Source organism: uncultured Parasphingorhabdus sp. (assembly GCF_963975555.1).
Classification (GTDB): domain Bacteria; phylum Pseudomonadota; class Alphaproteobacteria; order Sphingomonadales; family Sphingomonadaceae; genus Parasphingorhabdus.
In genome coordinates, this window is sequence record NZ_CAXBHH010000003.1 from 1 (window position 1) to 18,930 (window position 18,930).

Below are 18,930 nucleotides of genomic sequence, written 5' to 3' on the forward strand. Positions count from 1 at the left end.
TGAGGCTGTCCGCATTGCGTTTTTCGTCGAGAGCCTTTGCCAGCGAACCACGAATACCGGAAACGACGATCACATCTTCGTTTGAGTCCGCGCTTTCAACCGCATCGGTCGATTGCGCCCAGACCGGGGTTGCAAACATCGTCAACGCGGTGCCAGTCAAAAGCGCTGCTACAAAATGTTTTGATTCAATTTTCCGCGCCATTTTGTTACGCGCAGCTATCCCCGTCAATTGCATTCTAATCCTCCCTAAATATTATTTATTATTTGCTTCAGGTTCGAGAATGACAATGTCCTACCGATTCGTCAACCTATATTAGATACCAATGATTCATACCCATTAACTATGCCAATTTGTCATACCAATATCTCCGCCTGATTAGCTGCAGGCTAGAGGACGCAGTTTGCATCAAGTAAAAAATAAAAAGGTCAGTATTCTCGGCGGTTACAGCGACTTTAGATGGAGATCGCCGGCTGGAATTATTATGCTGGGATGAGCGCAAATTTCAATCCAATATAATTTAAGCGAGCTGATTCCAGCCACAACTCGCTGGGATCTTACCGTTAAGCGACAGTCCATCAACAGGATATTCATATGCATTTTTCAAATATGTCCTCATATCCTCAAAGCCTGGATAACAGGGAGACCGCTCGCGGCAGGAGGGGCAAGCCGCACCTATGAGCACCACCAAGCACGCGGCAGGCAATCCCGCGATCAATCCGCAGAGGAATCGAGCATAAGTATAAGGACTAGAGAATTGGTAGACCAAGTTTAACGCGATGGTCTTCATGTGAATTGGATTGCATAGCCAGCGTCTCCCAATTTGCCCGTTTCGGTTGCCACAAATGTGCCGCTCAGCCCTGTTGACCTGAGGAATACAGACGGCGGCACTATAAGTAACGACCTCGCTCGTTGTACCCCGTCAGCGTCATTACACCTGTGGAAGATGAAAGCGGAATTGAAGACCTCACCCAGGACATAGCTATGCCAGGCATGATACCGATGATCAGTTATGACGAAAACTGGGCGGGAAGCGATCTTTCACGTCAAGTATCTGCCTTTCGCTCGCTGGCAGTAAACAGGCCTAGACAAAAACTTGCCTCTACAGAAACTACTGAAAACCCGCGTCTTAATCTGCCGTAAACGTCACCGTCAGCGCATCACTATATTGGCCTGCAGCCGGCAATCCAATGGGTGCGGGCACCACGATCTCTAGCGGCACTGCTCTCTCTATCCGGCTAGGCGCATAATTGAGCCTGCTCGATGAAGTTGCCGCGGAAAGGTCGATATTTTCGCCTTTGAATGCTAGATTATAGTCAATGCCCGGCGCCCCGGCTTGATGTGCCAACTGACCGCGATTGGCAGATTGGAACGTGACTGCCACTTCCGCATTGCTCATTATATTGAAATCAATGGCGGTCCGGGTGGCTCGGGACAGATCACCCAAGTCGATAGTAGTTTCACGAATGCCTTGCGGAAAATCATCTGATCGGATTTTCAGAACCGACGCGACCGGAGCCAGAATCGCCAGCGGCGCTTCTCCGACCAGATCCTGAATTCCGCCACCGGCCCGAAACAGTCGGACCATCACCTGCCCGCTATAGGTCCCGCCTCTGACGATTTGATGGGCGGGGATTGAGACAAGCAAAGTTGCTCCCTGAACGCCACTGCCTTCTGGAAACTGGCCGTCAACTCTTGACGTTTCAGTGCCCTGAAAATCGGGACTGAGAAATGACGGGCCACTCGAGCTTTTAAGTATGTCATAATAGAGCGGATCCCCGGGACCAGTTAGCGCGTTAACGCCACCTCCGGAAACAGGTGCTGCGGTCAGGAAAAAACCGCACGCGGCACCCTGATGACGGACCGACAGGGTAACGGTTTCGAACGACTCTCCCTCTTCAAATACCTCATAGCCGCGGCCATAAAGCCCTCGCCAGTCAACGCTATTATCGACCGTGAGCTCGAGCGCACACGGATCGTCAGCGGCCATCATGTCATCTTGCGCAAAGCCGGGGATGCTGTGGAACAATAGAATTGCTCCGGTCACAGAGGCGAAATATTTCAAGCTCAGATTAGTCATCATTCTCTCCTTCCGCTTCGAAATCCAGATCATATGCCAAATTGGCTTTCAGCTCGTATATTCCGGTGACATCTTCCGGAATTGCCACAGCCTCCGTCGCTGTTTGTCCGTCGGCTGTAACGGTGATGTCATATGTCCGTCCGGCTTCCACGCCTTCGAGGAAAAACCTTCCCTTGGCATTGGTGAATATCTGGGTCGCTTCCGCTGCTTCATCAAGGATAGAGGCATCCCGTGCCAGTCCGGTAACAAACACCAGAGGATCACCGTCTCGATCGACCATATTGCCCACAAGGGACACATTTCGCGCGTTGCCTACCTCCAGACTATAGCCGCTTCGATAGCCCGGATTGAGCGAAAATACCTGCCCACCCAAAGAAGTCCCAGCGGGCGCATCGGGAGCATCGACCTGCAGCGACCGATTGAAATAGGGAGTTATTGTTGTCACAACAGCGGGTCCCAACGCTCCGCTATATGCAGAATAGCTTGTTTTACTCGAACCAAATCCGGTTCTTGGTTCGACGGCGATTTGATAGTCCCCTGCCTTCTTGTTCGCCTTGAAAATGGCGAAACTGTTCCGGACCGGGCGGCTGATCGCAAACTGCCCGTCTGCCATGACTAGCGCGGTGCCGAATGTGACTTCTGTGCGCAGGTCCCGATCACGGTCGCTGAAATAATTCCGTGCGGTTTGCTGTACAGAAGCTTCAAACCGGTTGCCGACATAAGATGCCCGTCCGAACTGGCGATCCGAGCCATCACGTCGCTCGGCTCCGGCGCTAAACCCGACACTATTGACGCCCACAGACGCCAACCGGTTATATTCTATCCGGGCAGAATTATCTTCGGTCGTATAGGACGAGGTCAGGGAGGAACGTCCCAGCGGCACCGACAGCGCTATCCGGAATACAGGACCGCTGCTATCGTCGCTCCTGCGATATTCCGCACTCGCCGAAACCGAACCAAAGCGGAACTGGTGCGAATAGTTGGAGCCGACATAATAGCTATCACGTTGTCCGTTGCGAAATTCGTCATAACCGCCAAAAAACTGAAGCCGCCCGTTCTGGGAGATTTTTTGACCAACCCGAAATCTGGCCTGTTTCGAAATAAACGATCCGGAAAATATCTGGTTCAATGTCCTGTAATTCTTCCCGGTCAAAATCACCGAGGCATCGACGGATCGGTCGCGGGTGACGTCCGTATCGCGCCAACGATATTGCAAAGAAAGCTGGCTGTTGTCCGGTTCCGGGTCTCGAATATTCGTCGAGGAGCTTATTCCGAAAGTACCAATTGGGGAGGCCCAGACCATCTCTGCGCCGAGCAGATCAAAATACCGGTCTCCCTCCCAGTTTACGCCGACAGTGAACGCAGGAGAAAGGCCGTAGCGCAGATAGGCGGTGCCGTTGTAATTATTGTCATCATAGCGCCGGAGTCCGTCATCGTCCCGGTAGGGCAAGCCGATATTTCCAGCGAAGTCGACCAAGCCGGGAGCGAGTAGTTCGAGATCGTAAAATGCCGGATAGGAGCGCAGTTCCGTTTCTCCGCTGGCATAAGTGATACGCAATTCTATATCGTTTCCTGCCGACGGTATCAGCGGAAAGTCTCTCAGATTATATCGCCCGCTGCGCAAATCATAAGTCCTGACCGGCGTTCCGTTGAGCAGAACCTCGACCCGCGCGGGCCGGTCCAGTTCAAACGCCTGCTCTGGCGACGGACGAATATTGAGATAAGGGTCAATGTTGTAATTTCGAAAGGCCGATATCCCGGCAATGCGCGGTGCGTTTTGAAATGGCCTGCGACCAACGCTGAGGTCTCCGACTTCATAACGGACCAGAGTGTCACGGTCATCATAGGTGAGCCGAAAGTCGCCACGTGATAATTTTCGTCCGCGACTGTCATCATAACGCAGCTCCAGCTCGGCAGCGACACCGTGGACATTTACCGCCAAATCCATGTCTGCCACAAAGCGGGTCAGGCCGGTTTCCAAAAATTTGGAATCTTCTACGATTGTCGTGCCGGCTCGTATGGAAGCATAAGCCGAAAAATCGCTTTGCTCGACCAGTTCAATATCGGACCGGTTACGCAAAGAGCGTAGATTCAAATTTCTGATGGTGCGGATCGCTGCGGGAACTTCAATCCGTAGAACAAGCTGGGCGCTATCAAATTTTACCTGCAATCCCAAATCGCGCAACTGATCAAAGCTTATTCTATCCTTACCATCTGCGAGAGCTCTCAGTAACTCGGCACTATCTTCCACGACAATCGGGGCCAAAACGGTCCTGACGAAACTTGCCTCGACAGATCCCTGCTCAACACCATTGTCCGGTGTAACCAGATATTCGCCGACATTGACCCCTTCGATCAGAACCGCATAATTGTCCTGGCCAAGCGCGGGGCGATCCTTACCAAAGACCTGCTTGAAAATATCATCAATTGTGCCTTCGGGCTGGCTCTGTGATTGCGCGGTGGCAGACATCTCAGTATTTTCCATTTCTTCGACCGGAACCGCAGCATTTGCCACGCTGCCAGCAAAAATTGCCACAGCTAGCGCCAGGCAAGATGTCCGGTCCAGAAATGAAACACACATGATGAACGATACAATCTAATTGAAGACCGTATATTCAGTGCGCAATTCACCTTGAACCGGTCCCGGTGCAATCCCGTCCGGCCATGGCAGGCGAACAACTCTCTCGGTGCCGACCAAGATATTGAGGTTTGCCAAATTGGCCATCTGTTCTCCTTCCAGCGTTACCGGCGTACCTCCATTGGTCGGGCTTACCACCAGGATTGGCTTATCGATGATGGCGCGTCGCGTTCCGTCGCTTAAGATCTTTACTTCGAGCCACGTCTTCCCGTTTTCGTCCTTAACCGGCGCTATGCCAGTGAGACGCGCCGATGGCATGGATTGCGGAGGAACAACGTAAAGCGCTGCTTCATAGCGATAGTTCATGCTGACGTTGACGGATACATCGCCTTTTTTCTCATTTTTGAATTTGATCGGCAACTGGTTTGAAACCAGGCGGAAGGCGAGTTCCTTTTCAGGTGCCGGGTCTCCGATCCAGCGGACCTTGAAACTCTGACTGGCCTTGGGAGCGATCACCATTTGCGGCGGTGTGATGATCAGATCATCATCTTCTGGAGACCGGTTTTCTGTTCCATCCGGGTTTTGAGCGCGAGTATATGCACGCACTTCAATCGCTATCGGCACATCATGCGTATTTGTTAATACAACCGATTGCGTAGCTCCAGCACCGGTCGGCGAAAGCTGGATGACAATCGGTTTCATGTCATAACTAAATGCGGGCGTCAGCACGACGAGCATTGCCAGTGGCAAAATCAGGCCCGCGCGCTTCAGAAAATTGAACATCGATATTTCCTCAACCGAAAAAAACAAGTGGCCGGGATGCCAACCGCACGCCGGCCACTTGATCACATTTTGAACAAACCAATCAGTAATTTGCTGCGAGTGTGATGGTCAGTTCGTCTTCATAGGTACCGGCAACGGCATATTCGCTGAGGCTGTCGAAGCTCAGATCGAGATTGCCGGTCCGTGTGCCGCCGTTGGTCAGAATGTTGCTCCAGTCATTGTCGGTCACAATAACAACAGGGGACCCTTGCATGGTCGCCGAGTTTGTCGTCGTTGCTCCAATGCCTATGCCCAGGAAGCTTGCTTCGACATCATAGTCGATGTTCACCGCACCACCGCTTTCCTGATGTTCCATACCGCCATTGGCTGATTCCAGCGACACGGTATATGGGGAGTTGCAGGAATAGAGGATGGTCAACGAGCCCTGGTTGCCGACATTCAGCATGTCCACAGCAAAAGTGCCGCTACCCTCTGGGATCAGCTCGCAATTGCTGTCGACCGACCCGCTCAGGCCGATAACATAGGATTCGCTATCCTGTGCAGCAGCAGGTGTAGCAATCATCAGGGCCGGAGCGGCAACTACGGCTGCTAGTTTTACAAGATTTTTCATTTCATTTCTCCGTATGTGGGGAATACCCCCGATTATGCGATTTCCGATTTGGAAGCCGCTTTTGACGACCGGAAATTACAGTTGCATCGACCGGCCTCGAATGCAGCCGACGGGAAATGGGAGATCGGAGAAAGTCGCTCAGCGGCGGTTCAGGCAACAATTGTTGTATAAACCGCGGCACCCTGCTAAAGTAGCTGGGTGAGTTTGCTCACAATCTGGGCAGCGTTCCCGTGAACCTGTCCGTTTGGCCTGCCAGCGATTTGACACCAATCATGGTCGCTGGCGGGCCCCCTTTCTTTGGAAACGCGGTAATCCGGTTTCCAAAAAACTTATCTGATTTTTCGCCTATCCCTTCTTTCGCATGCTGCGCTAACATCCCAAATCGAGGGGGCTAAGCTATCGCGCACGAGTAAATTGGGCCGACAAGTAATCATACTTGTCAGTTCAATCTGATTTCCAATTTCTGGATTTGGGCCTCGGCCCCATTGATTTGATCGGAGCAGCATCATAGCTGTCCGAGCCGGGCGAATTTTGCATCTGGTGATGCCTTGATTGAAAATTTGGATAAATTCCGAACAGGCCCAGCCAAATGTATCGCGGCTCCGATAGTGCGAAGCTGGCGAAAAATGTCGCTCAACATAACAAGTCTCCTCAGCATGCATCCTCAGCATGCATCCCCTAAACTTGCGACCCTGTTACAATAAATATTGTCGGTACAGCCAGTACTGAACAATAACCTCTGGCCTAACATGAATGTTAATATCCCGTTAAGCCCGTTCTTTAGCATCATCCACAAAACACGAGGATTTGCAAGTGATTCAAAGCAGCTCTTTTACTTTCAAATGAGCGATTTATTGAAAATTATCTTATGAATCAATGCGGAAAGCCCAACACCAAATCTTTAGACGTCGTACACTCAACCCCTTATATTTTTAGCAAGATGTCGAATCTATACAAATTTTGTTAATGATGTTGGTTAACCCCGATGAGATAAGGGAAGATCCGTAGCCCGAGTCGCGATAAGCGCAAGATGTTGCTTCTGTCAGTCGGTCAGCACTCGGCTTATCCGTTTCAGTCAATTCACATCGCTTCTGATCAAGGCTACAGAAGAATGACTCCGTCTTGTGTTTGCACAGGGAAATTTATCCCGCCATTCACAAGAGGATTTATATGCGCAAATATCTACTCGGGTCGACCTGCCTGTTCGCTGTCATATCCATCCCGGCTCAGGCGGAAACGAGCATCGCGACAGCCACGACCACCCCAGTCCGAACATCGACGATCAAATCCGGTGCTGCCGATGACATAAAGATCACGTCGGCCGGTTCGATCAAGCCGACATCGGGCAGTGCCGTGACCATCGACAGCAACAACAAGTTGACCAACGAAGGTACGATAGAGATCAGCAATGCCGATAACGCCACCGGCATCCTGGCAACGGCTGGCGTAACCGGCACGATTAACAATGCTGCGTCTGGCAAGATCATCATTGATGAACCTTACGCACCAACCGATTCAGACAATGACGGCGACATTGACGGTGCCTTTGCCATCGGAACGGGCCGGGCAGGCATTGCGACCGCTGGGGCGTTTACCGGCAATATTACAAATAGCGGAACGATCACGGTCGAAGGTAATGACTCGGCAGGCATCCGCCTTGGCGGGACATTGACGGGGGATTTTGTCCATGACGGCAAGACAAGTGTACTTGGTGACCGTGCGCTTGGCGTTGGTTTGCAGGATGTAAATGGCAATGTCCGGCTTGCAGGCACAATCACCGCGCAAGGCATTGATGCGGTGGCCGCGCGTATTGACGGCAATGTCAACGGCGCGCTCGTGGTTCAGGGCACGATGAGCTCAAGCGGCTATCGATATACAACGCCCCCAACAGATGCTTCCAAGCTTGATGCCGATGACCTGTTGCAGGGCGGACCGGCACTGTCAGTGGAAGGAAATGTCACCGGTGGCATCATTCTCGCTGTGCCGCCAAAGGACAACAGCACCACCGATAATGACGAAGATGATGATGGTATCGAAGATTCGAAAGAGGGATCTGCTCTGGTCCGTTCCTATGGTGCAGCGCCTGCGATGCGTATCGGCGACACAAACGATGCGGTTACCATTGGGCCCGTTGCAGGCACTGGCACAGGATTCGGCCTCGTCATCGATGGCGGCATTTCAGGAAACGGTCTCTATACTGGCGTCGAGGCAAACGGGCTACAAGTCGGTGGGCTAGGTGGAACGGTCACCATCCAGGGCGGTATCGGCATCGGCTCGACCGGTTCAGTGAAGGCAGCTTCCAATGGTGGATCGGCGACTGCAATTAAATTCGGTGCTGGCGCGACGACACCCGAAATCCGCAATGCCGGTATCATCGAGGCGAGCGGTGGCAGCAGCGCGACATCGATCAGCACCGCCGTTTTGATCGGTGCCGGCGCAAACGTCCCGACTATTCGCAACAGCGGCACCATTAACGCCAAAGCGGGCGGAGATGATGCAACGGCCATTGCCATTATCGACAAATCGGGCAACCTTGGTCTGGTCGAGAACAGCGGCGCGATTACAGCCACCGGCGCCCTCAAGACATCTGAGCGTAATATCGCTATCGACCTGTCGGCAAACAATTCGGGCGCTATCGTTCGTCAGACCGCTGTAGCGGCGACGGCCAAAGCACCTTTCATCACCGGCGACATTCGCTTCGGTGGCGGGGACGACCTGTTTGACATCGCAGATGGCAGTGTCACGGGCAACTCCAGTTTCGGGGCGGGCGACAACCGGCTCAATTTATCGGGTGATGCCGTTTACAGTGGGAAAACCAGCTTTGGCGCAGGCGCGGATATAATCGCGCTCGAAGGCTCATCTGTGTTCAACGGCAGTGCCGATTTTGGCGGTGGCGCGGACATGTTGACACTTTCCGGCACATCGCGTTTTTACGGCGCGCTGGTCAATGCACAGGGTCTTGCGGTTGCAGTATCGGGCGGCACGCTGGATGTTACAGGCTCTACCCAGATCGCATCGCTTGCCGTTACCGGCAATGGCGTGCTCGGCGTGACCGTTGGCGGCAGCTCCGACACGGCCCTGCAAATATCAGGGGGAGCAAGTTTTGCTACCGGTTCGAAACTCGCGATCAGACTTTCCGATGTGCAAAGCGCCGAGGGTGATCATATCGTGGTGCAAGCGGGCACGCTTACGGGCGCCAGCAATTTGACGGCATCAACGACCCTTTTGCCGTTTCTTTACAAGGGTTCGCTGAGCTCAAACACCAATCAGGTCATCGTCAGCGTCGCTCGTAAGGACGCTACAGAACTGGGTCTCAACCGTTCCGAAGCAGGCGGCTTTGCCGCGGCCTATGCGGCATTGGTCGACGATGAAGATGTCGAGGATATTTTCCTCGCAATCGCCGATGGAGAGCAATTCCGTAGCCAGCTCCGGCAGATGTTACCCGAGCATGAAGGTGGCCTGTTTGAAAATGTCACCTCGGGATCGCGCGCGCTCGCACGGTTCCTTGCCGACCCCAAAGGTCCGTTCAAAGATGAAGGCAGCTGGGGTTATTGGGTTGCCCAGGCCGGATGGGGAGTTTCAAAAAGCCTTGGCGACACCGCCAGCTATGACGTGGGCGGCTGGGGAATATCCGCGGGCGCCGAACACAAGACCGGCATCGGAAATTTCGGCGCCTCTATCGCTTATCTGAACGGAAAAGATGGCAACGGCAGCAACAGCAACGAAGTCTGGTCAAACCAGTTTGAGCTGGCGAGCTATTGGCGTTTAAACACAGGAAACTGGATGGCCCATGCCCGTATATCCGGCGCGAAAATCGCTTTTGACGGCTATCGCTATTTCAACGGCATGCTGGGTACCGAAGAGATCACAAAGACGATGACCGCTGACTGGGATGGCACATTATGGTCGGCATCCGGCGCTGTTGGCCATGACCTGCGTTCGGGTAGCTTCTCGATCCGCCCAACCGTAGCGGTCGACTATTACAAGCTGAAAGAGGACGGCTATGCCGAAACCGGTGGCGGTGACGCACTCGACCTGACTGTTGCTGAACGAAGCAGCGATGAACTCGCCGTTTCGGGAACTGTGGCGCTAGGGCTCGATCTAGGTGGCGTTGACCAATATGACGGCTGGTACCGTTTTGAACTGGAAGGCGGTCGCCGACAGATTGTTGGTGGTGCGCTTGGCGTCACCGTTGCCCAGTTTAATAACGGCACGCCTTTCACTCTTGTTCCCGAAGAACGTCAGAGCGGCTGGATTGGCCGTTTGCGTGCCGTTGCCGGCAATTCCGGCTTTCAGGTTGGCGGAGAAATATCCGTGGAGGAACAGCAAAATCATGCGGCGATATCAGTCCGCGCAAGCATACGGCTCGGGCTATAGAGAAGTCGCCCAGTCCAAACTGCAAGGGGGGAAACCTTGCACCCAGTCCTGTTTTCCCCCCTTGCCTTTTATATTGAAACAACACGGAGAATGACATTTCTGCCACCCCCGCCTCGACCACTGCTCGCCACGACACGACGCTATTGCGTGGTGCAATGCGGTTGTTATATATCGCCCCGGCGGGAGGCGCACTCGATGACTCATGCGCTAAATGGAGCATCAAGAAAAAGAAGCGCCAAGGCCGATGCGAACAATTTATGACTAGAGCGGATGGAGAATCTGAGACCGCGCGCGGGATGGAAACCGTGCTGCTGGCAAATCGGGAAGAGCTGATCCGCTTTCTGGCAGCCCGTGGCGCCGGCGATAGCGCGGAAGACATATTTCAGGAATTGTGGGTTCACATTGCCGGATCACGCACGGGGCCAGTGGCTCACCCGCTTTCCTATCTCTACCGTGCCGCGAACAATCTCATGCTGGACCGCTACCGGTCTGCACGCGCTGCCGCAATGCGCGAGAAGGCCTGGGGCGAACATGATAGCGGGCGGGGTCATCCATCCATCGAACGGTCGCTCATTTCCCGGGAGGAGCTGGCCCGGGTGGATGCAACGATCAATACACTCGGTGAACGAGCGGCGGCTGCCTTCCGCTATTTCCGCATTGAAGGCATGAGCCAGCGCGACATCGCAGCCCAGCTTGGCGTCAGCCTGAGCACCGTTGAGGCGGATTTGCGCAAAGTTTATACGGCGCTCGCCGCAATAAAGGGGCAAATCGATGAGTGATGACATGCCTTCGACGGTTGAAGCACAAGCAATCGACTGGCTGATCCGGCAACGGGATACTGCATTTGACGATTGGGAAGGTTTCACCACCTGGCTGGAACTCGGTCCGGATCATGCCGCCATCTATGACCGGCTTGCCAGTCTCGATGCGGATCTCAGCCATCTGCCAAAGCCTGTCGAGGAAACCGCAGTTCCGGAACGGTCCATCATTGCCAGCCGCAGGACTTGGATTGGCGGCGCCATGGCAGCGGCGCTGGTTGCCATTGTCGGTTTCTCTATGCTCAACAGCGGCATCACCCGCATCGAGACCGATGCTGGAGAGCACCGGACAGTAGCGCTCGCAGATGGTTCGCGGATCGAGGTCAATGGTGGAACATTAATTGAACTCGACGAGGACAAGCCACGTTTCGTCCGGCTAGAAAGCGGCGAAGCGATGTTTCATGTCGTTCACCGCGAGGGCGATCCGTTCATGGTCGAGGCCGGCAAGGCACGTCTTGTCGACATGGGGACAGCCTTCAATGTCATTCGTCGGCGGGATGCGTTGAGCGTTGCCGTTTCGGAAGGTCTCGTCCTCTACAATCCAGAACGGGAGAATATCCGGCTGAATGCCGGATATGGCATCGAAGCTTCGGATGCCGGTGGCCGTCCGGAAGTACGGGCTATCGCCACTCATAGCATCGGCAGCTGGCGCAAAGGACAGCTTGTCTACAATGGTGCGTCGATTGCGCAAGTTTCCGAGGATCTTGGCAGAACGGCCGGCCTGAAAATCTCTGTCTCGCCCGATGTTGCCGCCCTGCCCTTCCGTGGCGCACTGCTCGTCAGCGATGACAAGCAGAGGGTGATTGACGATCTGACGGCGCTAGCCGGCATAAGTGCAGAAAAACAAACGGAAGGATGGTTGCTGACCCGTTAAAATGATCGCCCGCCTGTTCTCCGCCTTGTTGTTGATGTCGTTCGCGATGCCCGTCGCGGCGCGCGATGAACCGCGCGCTATTGAATTGCCGCGCGGAACATTGTTGCAAAGCCTCCCGCTGCTGGGACGTCAGGCGGGCATCAGCATCAGCGTCGCCGATGCCAAACTTTGGCAAAGTCCTGTAAAACCGGTGCGCGGTCGGATGAGCGCGGAAAAAGCACTGAATCGCATGCTTTCGGGCACCGATGCCCACGCGGTCAAAGTGGGTGTCACCAGCTGGAGGATAGAGCGGCGGTCGACCCGGGCAAAACTTGCGGGTCGCCAGACGAAATCGCGCCTCAAAGCATCATCAACCGCCGCGCGCGCGCCGCCACCTAGGGCTGAGCAAGATCAGGCAGAAGAAATCGTTGTGCGGGCAAGCAAAATCAACACCCCATATGCCAAATATGCAGGGGTCGTCACCATTTTGGACGGTAGCGATTTGAATTTTGGCGGGGAGCGGGGCATGGATTCGATATTGTCGCGCATGGCGACGATATCTTCTACCCATCTCGGCAGCGGCCGTAACAAGCTGTTTGTCCGAGGCATCGCGGATTCCAGTTTTACCGGACCGACCCAAGCCACCGTCGGACAATATCTGGGTGACATCCGTTTGAGTTACAACGCGCCCGACCCCGACTTGCGATTATATGACATTGACCGGGTCGAAGTGCTCGAAGGCCCCCAAGGCACATTATACGGCGCAGGATCGCTGGGTGGCATTATCCGGACGATACCCGAAACACCCGATCCCTTTGCCACAGCCTTAAAGGCGTCCGCGGGTGTTTCGCTGGTCCAGCACGGCGCGCCGGGAAGCGATATATCGGCTACCGCAAATATTCCGATCGGAGACAGCGGCCACGCGTTGCGGCTGGTCGGCTATTCGATAAGCGACGGTGGCTATATCGACAATCCACGGCTTGGATTGAACGATGTCAATCGAACCAATATTCGCGGTGGGCGTGGTACGCTTCGCCTCGATCTTGGCGACCGATGGGCGATAGATCTTGGCGGCATCTATCAGATGATAACGGCTGAGGATGCACAATATGCAGACAAGGACGCTCCACCGCTAACCCGCAGCAGTCTCGTCGAGCAAGGGGCAAAGGCGCGCTACGGCTCGACAATGCTTGTGCTTATGAAGGACTGGGGCGATCTGCATTTCCAGTCGTCGAACGCCTATGTCGATCACCATCTTAACGAGCGGTTCGACGCCAGCCTGGTCGCCGATACGCCCCGTATCTTTGACCAGAAAAATGAAACGCGGATGTTTTCCAGCGAAACCAGATTGTCACGCCCGTTCCGGAACGGGCTGGGCTGGGTGCTCGGTACGAGCTTCGTCGATAATAAAACGCGCCAGACGCGAGCCTTCGGTGAAGACACCCTACGCACGGCAATTTCCGGTGTCACCAACGAGATCACGGAATTTAGTGCCTATGGTGAGGCGTCGGTCGAACTGTTGCCCGATATCGTCGCGACCGGTGGCCTGCGCTACACCCATGCCGAGCTCGGCGGCGAGGGCGAGGACGTAGATGCGCTGCTGGCTTTCACTGAAATCGGTCGCGCGGTAACAGCCAACCGCAAAGAGCAGGATCTGTTACCGTCCGCATCTTTGCTTGCAAATCTGGGTCGGAATGTAACATTTTATGCTCGCTATCAGGAGGGATTTCGCCCCGGTGGATTGTCGATTGATGGCAATTTTGTTCAGCGCTTTCGCAATGATCACGTATCCACTTATGATGCCGGCATGCGCTTCGGGCGCAAGGGCGTTACCCCGTTCGACGCCACAATCTCGATCTCGCACAGCCGCTGGCGCGATATTCAGGCAGATTATATTGATACCAATGGTTTCCCGACCACGGCGAATATCGGAGATGGTAAAATCACCAGTATATCGGCTTCTATTGCCGCCAGACCGCTGACCGGTTTGTCGCTTGAACTCGGTGCGGTATATAACCAGAGTCGCGTCACTCAGCTATCTTCTGAATTGCCACTGGCTTCTGTGACATTTGGTGGCTCGGCAGCTGCTTTGTCGCCGTCGGTTGTCATTCCCGGTTCCGGGCGGCTTGGTCGGATACCCAATGTCGCCAGCCATGCCATGCGCGGGTCAGCCAATTACGAGACCGTCCTCGGCGACGAGGATTTCCGCATTCAGGGATGGGCCAGTTATGTCGGCCCTTCCCGCCTGGGTATCGGGCCGAAACTGGGTGGCGGACAAGGAGATTATGTCGATAGCGGCTTTGCGGCGCGCATCGGCAATGACGCGCGTGGGCTGACCTTGACCGTAACCAACTTGCTGGATTCGCGTGGCAATCGTTTTGCCTTGGGGACACCTTTCGTCCCGGGCAGCGATGGCTATCTGACGCCGCTCCGCCCAAGGACGCTGCGGATTGCTGTCGATGTGGCTTATTAGTTCATCGGATAAGATGATGCTGAGGAATAAGAGCTTGAGCTGGCGTTTCGCACCCATAGGCCACCCGCATCAATGGGGGGGGGCACGCCTGACACTATACAGCTGCGCTCGGCAGCGATGAAGGTCTGTGAGATAGAAGACAGCTATTTCGAAGTGGGCGCGATCGGAGACTGCAATACGCTATCTGCCGATCCCCAATATTGAGAACATCAGCCTTTCTTAACCAAACTTGTGGTATAGAAGCTATAAATCACAGAGAAGCGTTAAAAAAATGGCATACATCCTTATAGCGGACGACGACGACATCCTCGTCGATATGATTCGATTGCGGCTGAATGGGCACGGTCATCACATCGAAGTGGCGGCCGATGGCGAGGCGGCGCTCGATGCCGTCTCCAGACAGCGCCCTGATATCATCATCCTTGATATGATGATGCCCATTCTTTCGGGCTCGGAAGTCTTGTCAGAACTCAAGGCCAAACCGGAAACACAGGATATACCGGTAATCATGCTCACCTCGCGGAGCGGCGAAGCAGATATTGTTCAGGCGTTGAAAGCGGGTGTGGATGACTATCTGACCAAGCCCTTCATCCCTCAGGAATTGATCGCCCGGATCGACAAACTTCTAATGAAATATAAGAATGACGGATAGTGCCCTTTCAAAATTTGCCGGAATTTCGATCGCAGCAATGCTGTTCGGTCTCCAGCCGATCCCGGCGAAAGCCCAAGTCGCTGCGGACGTCCAGAATAGAAGCACAGAGTCAAATTCGAGCCAGTCGGAGCGATTGGAAGAAGAGGCCGCTAATCATCCGCGTGACAGCGCACTTTTGCAACGATTGGCATCCGCCTATGCCGCGGAAGGCGACCTGGCATCAGCCAAGCGGACAATTGATCGTGCGTTGACGCTTTTCCCCAATGACAATGATCTTAAAATGGCAAATGCCAATATATTGCTCTGGCAAGGGCAGTTAAAGCAAGCCCGGTTACAAGCGGACGATGTTGCGAAAAATCATCCGGACTATCCCGGGCTGGCGGAATTTCGAATTGCTCTCAAGCGCGCCCAGGATGATCGATCCGTGCGCATGATCGGCGCGGCGGTCAATGTAGGTATTTCAGACGTCTCTTTCCCTCAGCGAAGCAGCCAGACATGGACGACACAGGTCGCGTCTGCCTCGTTTCGTCTCTCGGATAGCGGAAGCCTGACGACCACTGTGGATATGGAGCAACGCGAACAGTCCGATATCAGGTTGGTAGCAGAATATGCTCATCGACTGGAAAATGGATTCATCTCGGTCGGAATAGCCGCCACTCCCGATGCAGACTTTCGGGAGAACTGGAGCATCAAAGCCGCAGGACAAATCAACCTGTCCAGATCCGTCTCGATTATCGCTGACGGCAAGCTGGCAGATTATTCCACAAATATGGTCTTCGCTCTCGGAGCCGGTCTTGAATACAGGCCTGCTCCCGATCTCTTTTTCACCGCGCGGACGATCAATCTATTCGGCGGCGGTGAAAGCTACCGGTTCGGTGCTGCGTTGCGAGGCGATTATCGACCCGAGGGCAAAGCGGGATTATTCCTCTTGGCGGCAGAATATCCGGATACAGAGACTGACGGCACACGCCAGCTGCGCTCCTTTGCGGGCGGCCTGCTGGTGCCACTGGGTAAAGGATGGACGTTCCGGCTGACGGGGGAAGATGATCGACGCGAGAATAGCTATCACCGTCAGGCCATTAATTTCGGCCTTAGCTGGAGGTTCGGCGGGTCATGAACGTGTATGTCGGAATGATCGAACTGTCAGTGTTTGTGGCCAGCGCAATGCTCGTAATCTTTGGAGCGTTAATTCTTTATCGCTGGTGGGGTGAAAAGAAAAGTTCGGAACGCCGCGCGTTACACACCGACGTATCCCGAAGTTATATTCAGCGGATAGCTGGCCAAAGAGCGGATACGAGCCAGGCCTGGACAAAACCGCTTCGGTTGGAAGTTGTCAGTCATCTGCTGCTGCTTTTACGCGGGGGTGAACGCGACCGGCTCAAAGAATTTGCGGAACTGGATGGTCTGCTCGACGAAGCGTTGGGGATGTCGCGGAATATTCGAGCCGCAAAACGGATAGATGCGATACGTATCCTGCAACAATTTGGCAGCGCAGTTTGTATTGCCCGATTGCGCAGAATGATGAAGACTGATCGCAATCCGGACGTCCAACTCAACGCCGCCTTTGCGTTGGCTGCATCGGATGTCCTGCCACCTCCGCGCGAAACGATCACAATGCTCGGAATGTTCGAGCGCGATTCTTCGCGTCTCGACATCGCATTGTTGCGGTCTCTCGCCTCTAAATATGTCGGGCATTTCAACCTTCTTCTCGAAGAAGACATACCGGACAAGCGCCGCGCCATGCTGATCGATGCACTGGGCTGGTCAGGAGATATGTCGGTTTTACCCACGCTGGAGAAAGCCGCACGATCCAAAGATGTTGAAGTTCGCGCTTCCGCTTTGAGAGCTGCTGCGCAAATCGGTCACCCGTCGGTTCCCTGGGTGCTGGATCTACTGGATGATGAAAGCGAAATTGTCCGGCTCCAGGCAGCAAATAGCTGTGCAGTCCTCAGGTTACGTACTGCCGTTCCGCGCCTGCAGAGGCTTCTCTCCGATGATGTGCTTTGGGTCCGGTTGCGTGCCGAAGAAGCGCTAGCGCTTCTCACGACGGACTTGAGTAACGCCACAACCAACAAGGAAGAGCTTAGCAAATGAGTCTGGCTGAAATTCCGAATATTCTGTCTCAAATCGTTCTATATGTTGCTTTCGGCTGCATGATCATCGTGGTGTATCGCAATGCGGTCAGCCTCGCACAATTGCTATTGGCCGCATATGTCTTTGCTACGCGCGTCAAGCCTTCGCCGGCTTCCCTCGACCTATGGCACCGATATGCCGACCTCGCTTTACCCATTTCGGTTATCGCGCCAGCCTTCAATGAAGAGCTTTCTATCGTCGAAAGTGTCAAGGCGCTGCTCGCTCTCGAATATCCGGAACATGAGGTTATCGTCGTCAACGATGGTTCGGACGACAAAACGCTGGCAACTCTCATCGCCGGCTTCAATATGGTGAAGGCCAAGCGCCAGCAGATCGCTGCACTGCAAACGACCGAGATATTCGGTACATATAAATCACAGACGCATCCCAACCTTTGGGTAATCGACAAGGGAAACGGGCGGAAGGCCGATGCTGCAAATGCCGGAATAGGTTTCGCCCGCACTCCGCTGGTTTGCGTGATTGATGCTGATTCGATTATCGAGACCGACGGATTGCTTCGCGCGGCAGAGCCGTTCATGCTTGATGATGGCAAAATGGTGGCGGTCGGCGGCGCAATCCGGATAGCCAATGGTTGCGAAATAAGGGGCGGGTCGCTGCGCAAGGTCAGACTCTCTAAAAACTGGCTACCCCGGTTTCAGGTTGTGGAATATCTCCGCGCGTTTTTGACTGCCCGCGTCGCCAATGCGCATTCCAATACCTTGCTGCTGATCTCTGGGGCTTTTGGTGTTTTCCGTCGCTCGACCCTTGTCGAAATGGGTGGATATCGGCACGATACGGTTGGCGAAGATCTCGAACTGATTGTGCGCATGCACCGGCATATGCGTGACAAGAAGGAAGCCTATAAGATCGATTTTGTCCCTGAAATTGTTTGCTGGACGGAAGCCCCCGCTGAATGGGGCGGCCTTAAAAACCAGCGGGCAAGGTGGCAGCAAGGCGCACTTGAAACGCTGATCGAGCATTGGCGTATGATCGGCAATCCGCGGTACGGACGCATAGGGTTATTTGCCATGCCGCAAGTCGTGATCGAAGATATTCTCGGTCCGCCTGCAGAATTGTTAGGCTATCTGGTGGTGCCTGTTGCGATATTGCTGGGATTGCTGGACCCGATTGCGGCCCTCGCGTATTTTTGCATGACCGTTTTGTTTGGAACGGGGCTCAGCCTGGGCACCTTGATTCTGGAAGAAGTACAGCTCCGCCGGACTCCGAATGCCGCCGACCTTGCGAGAATCGGCGTTGCAGCATTCATCGAGAATTTCGGGTACCGGCAGGCTAATCTCGTGTTCCGTTTCATTGGCATAAAGCGCCACTTCAAAAAGGAAACTGCTTGGTCCCCCGTCCCGAGGGTCGGTTTTGGCGCCGCTTGATTGCCACGTTGGTTGCTAGGCTAGCATCAAATAGAAGAAGCAACGGTGGTACAATCAACGCTCTGGTTAACAGATCGGGAGCGGTCGCTTGCCCATATGCAATGATCGTGAGTGCCGTCAAAACGCACAACGATTGAAAATCAGTGTCTGCAGACCGGTTCAAGTAGGATAGCCTCCGGACCCGGAAGCC

13 protein-coding genes are annotated in these 18,930 nt (G+C 54.3%); 8 read left to right on the top strand and 5 right to left on the bottom strand.

The features are described from left to right. From AAC060_RS08030 to AAC060_RS08050, 5 genes are all read right to left on the bottom strand, one after another. A partial coding sequence (locus AAC060_RS08030) for a hypothetical protein (RefSeq protein ID WP_339824757.1) occupies positions 1-235 on the bottom strand: 235 nt, incomplete at its 3' end. A gap of 892 nt (positions 236-1,127) precedes the next feature. Next, positions 1,128-2,081 carry a hypothetical protein gene (locus tag AAC060_RS08035; protein WP_339824759.1) on the bottom strand — a complete coding sequence of 318 codons (954 nt, stop codon included), beginning with the start codon at positions 2,079-2,081 and terminating at the stop codon, positions 1,128-1,130. Then, positions 2,071-4,614 carry a fimbria/pilus outer membrane usher protein gene (locus AAC060_RS08040; RefSeq protein WP_339824761.1) on the bottom strand — a complete coding sequence of 848 codons (2,544 nt, stop codon included), beginning with the start codon at positions 4,612-4,614 and terminating at the stop codon, positions 2,071-2,073. The genes AAC060_RS08035 and AAC060_RS08040 overlap by 11 nt, the downstream gene beginning before the upstream one ends. Before the next feature lie 60 nt (positions 4,615-4,674). Further along, complete coding sequence (locus AAC060_RS08045) at positions 4,675-5,439, bottom strand: fimbria/pilus periplasmic chaperone (RefSeq protein ID WP_339824764.1); 765 nt, start codon at positions 5,437-5,439, stop codon at positions 4,675-4,677. 82 nt (positions 5,440-5,521) lie between these two features. After that, the gene (locus AAC060_RS08050) at positions 5,522-6,049 is read right to left on the bottom strand and encodes a hypothetical protein (protein WP_339824767.1); all 528 of its coding nucleotides are present in this window, start codon (positions 6,047-6,049) and stop codon (positions 5,522-5,524) included. Between the two features lie 1,170 nt (positions 6,050-7,219). Here AAC060_RS08050 and AAC060_RS08055 point away from each other — a divergent pair. The 8 genes from AAC060_RS08055 to AAC060_RS08090 all read left to right on the top strand — a co-directional run bounded on the left by AAC060_RS08055 (position 7,220) and on the right by AAC060_RS08090 (position 18,740). Next, positions 7,220-10,426 (top strand): autotransporter domain-containing protein, encoded by a 3,207-nt coding sequence (locus AAC060_RS08055; RefSeq protein WP_339824770.1) that lies wholly within the window; start codon positions 7,220-7,222, stop codon positions 10,424-10,426. A gap of 257 nt (positions 10,427-10,683) precedes the next feature. Further along, on the top strand, positions 10,684-11,205 hold the full coding sequence (locus tag AAC060_RS08060) for an RNA polymerase sigma factor (RefSeq protein WP_339824773.1): 522 nt from the start codon (positions 10,684-10,686) through the stop codon (positions 11,203-11,205). Then, a complete protein-coding gene (locus AAC060_RS08065; RefSeq protein ID WP_339824776.1) occupies positions 11,198-12,118 on the top strand; it encodes a FecR domain-containing protein in 921 nt (306 codons plus the stop codon). The genes AAC060_RS08060 and AAC060_RS08065 overlap by 8 nt, the downstream gene beginning before the upstream one ends. Before the next feature lies 1 nt (position 12,119). After that, positions 12,120-14,570: a TonB-dependent receptor gene (locus AAC060_RS08070; protein WP_339824779.1), complete on the top strand. Its 2,451-nt coding sequence runs from the start codon at positions 12,120-12,122 to the stop codon at positions 14,568-14,570. Positions 14,571-14,841: 271 nt separating this feature from the next. Continuing rightward, on the top strand, positions 14,842-15,222 hold the full coding sequence (locus AAC060_RS08075; RefSeq protein WP_339824781.1) for a response regulator: 381 nt from the start codon (positions 14,842-14,844) through the stop codon (positions 15,220-15,222). After that, entirely contained in the window at positions 15,212-16,339 is a 1,128-nt protein-coding gene (locus AAC060_RS08080) for a YaiO family outer membrane beta-barrel protein (protein WP_339824782.1), read from the top strand. The genes AAC060_RS08075 and AAC060_RS08080 overlap by 11 nt, the downstream gene beginning before the upstream one ends. Next, entirely contained in the window at positions 16,336-17,316 is a 981-nt protein-coding gene (locus AAC060_RS08085; RefSeq protein ID WP_339824785.1) for a HEAT repeat domain-containing protein, read from the top strand. Before AAC060_RS08080 ends, AAC060_RS08085 begins: the two co-directional genes overlap by 4 nt. Next, positions 17,313-18,740 (top strand): glycosyltransferase, encoded by a 1,428-nt coding sequence (locus AAC060_RS08090; RefSeq protein ID WP_339824788.1) that lies wholly within the window; start codon positions 17,313-17,315, stop codon positions 18,738-18,740. The genes AAC060_RS08085 and AAC060_RS08090 overlap by 4 nt, the downstream gene beginning before the upstream one ends. Positions 18,741-18,930: the final 190 nt, after the last annotated feature.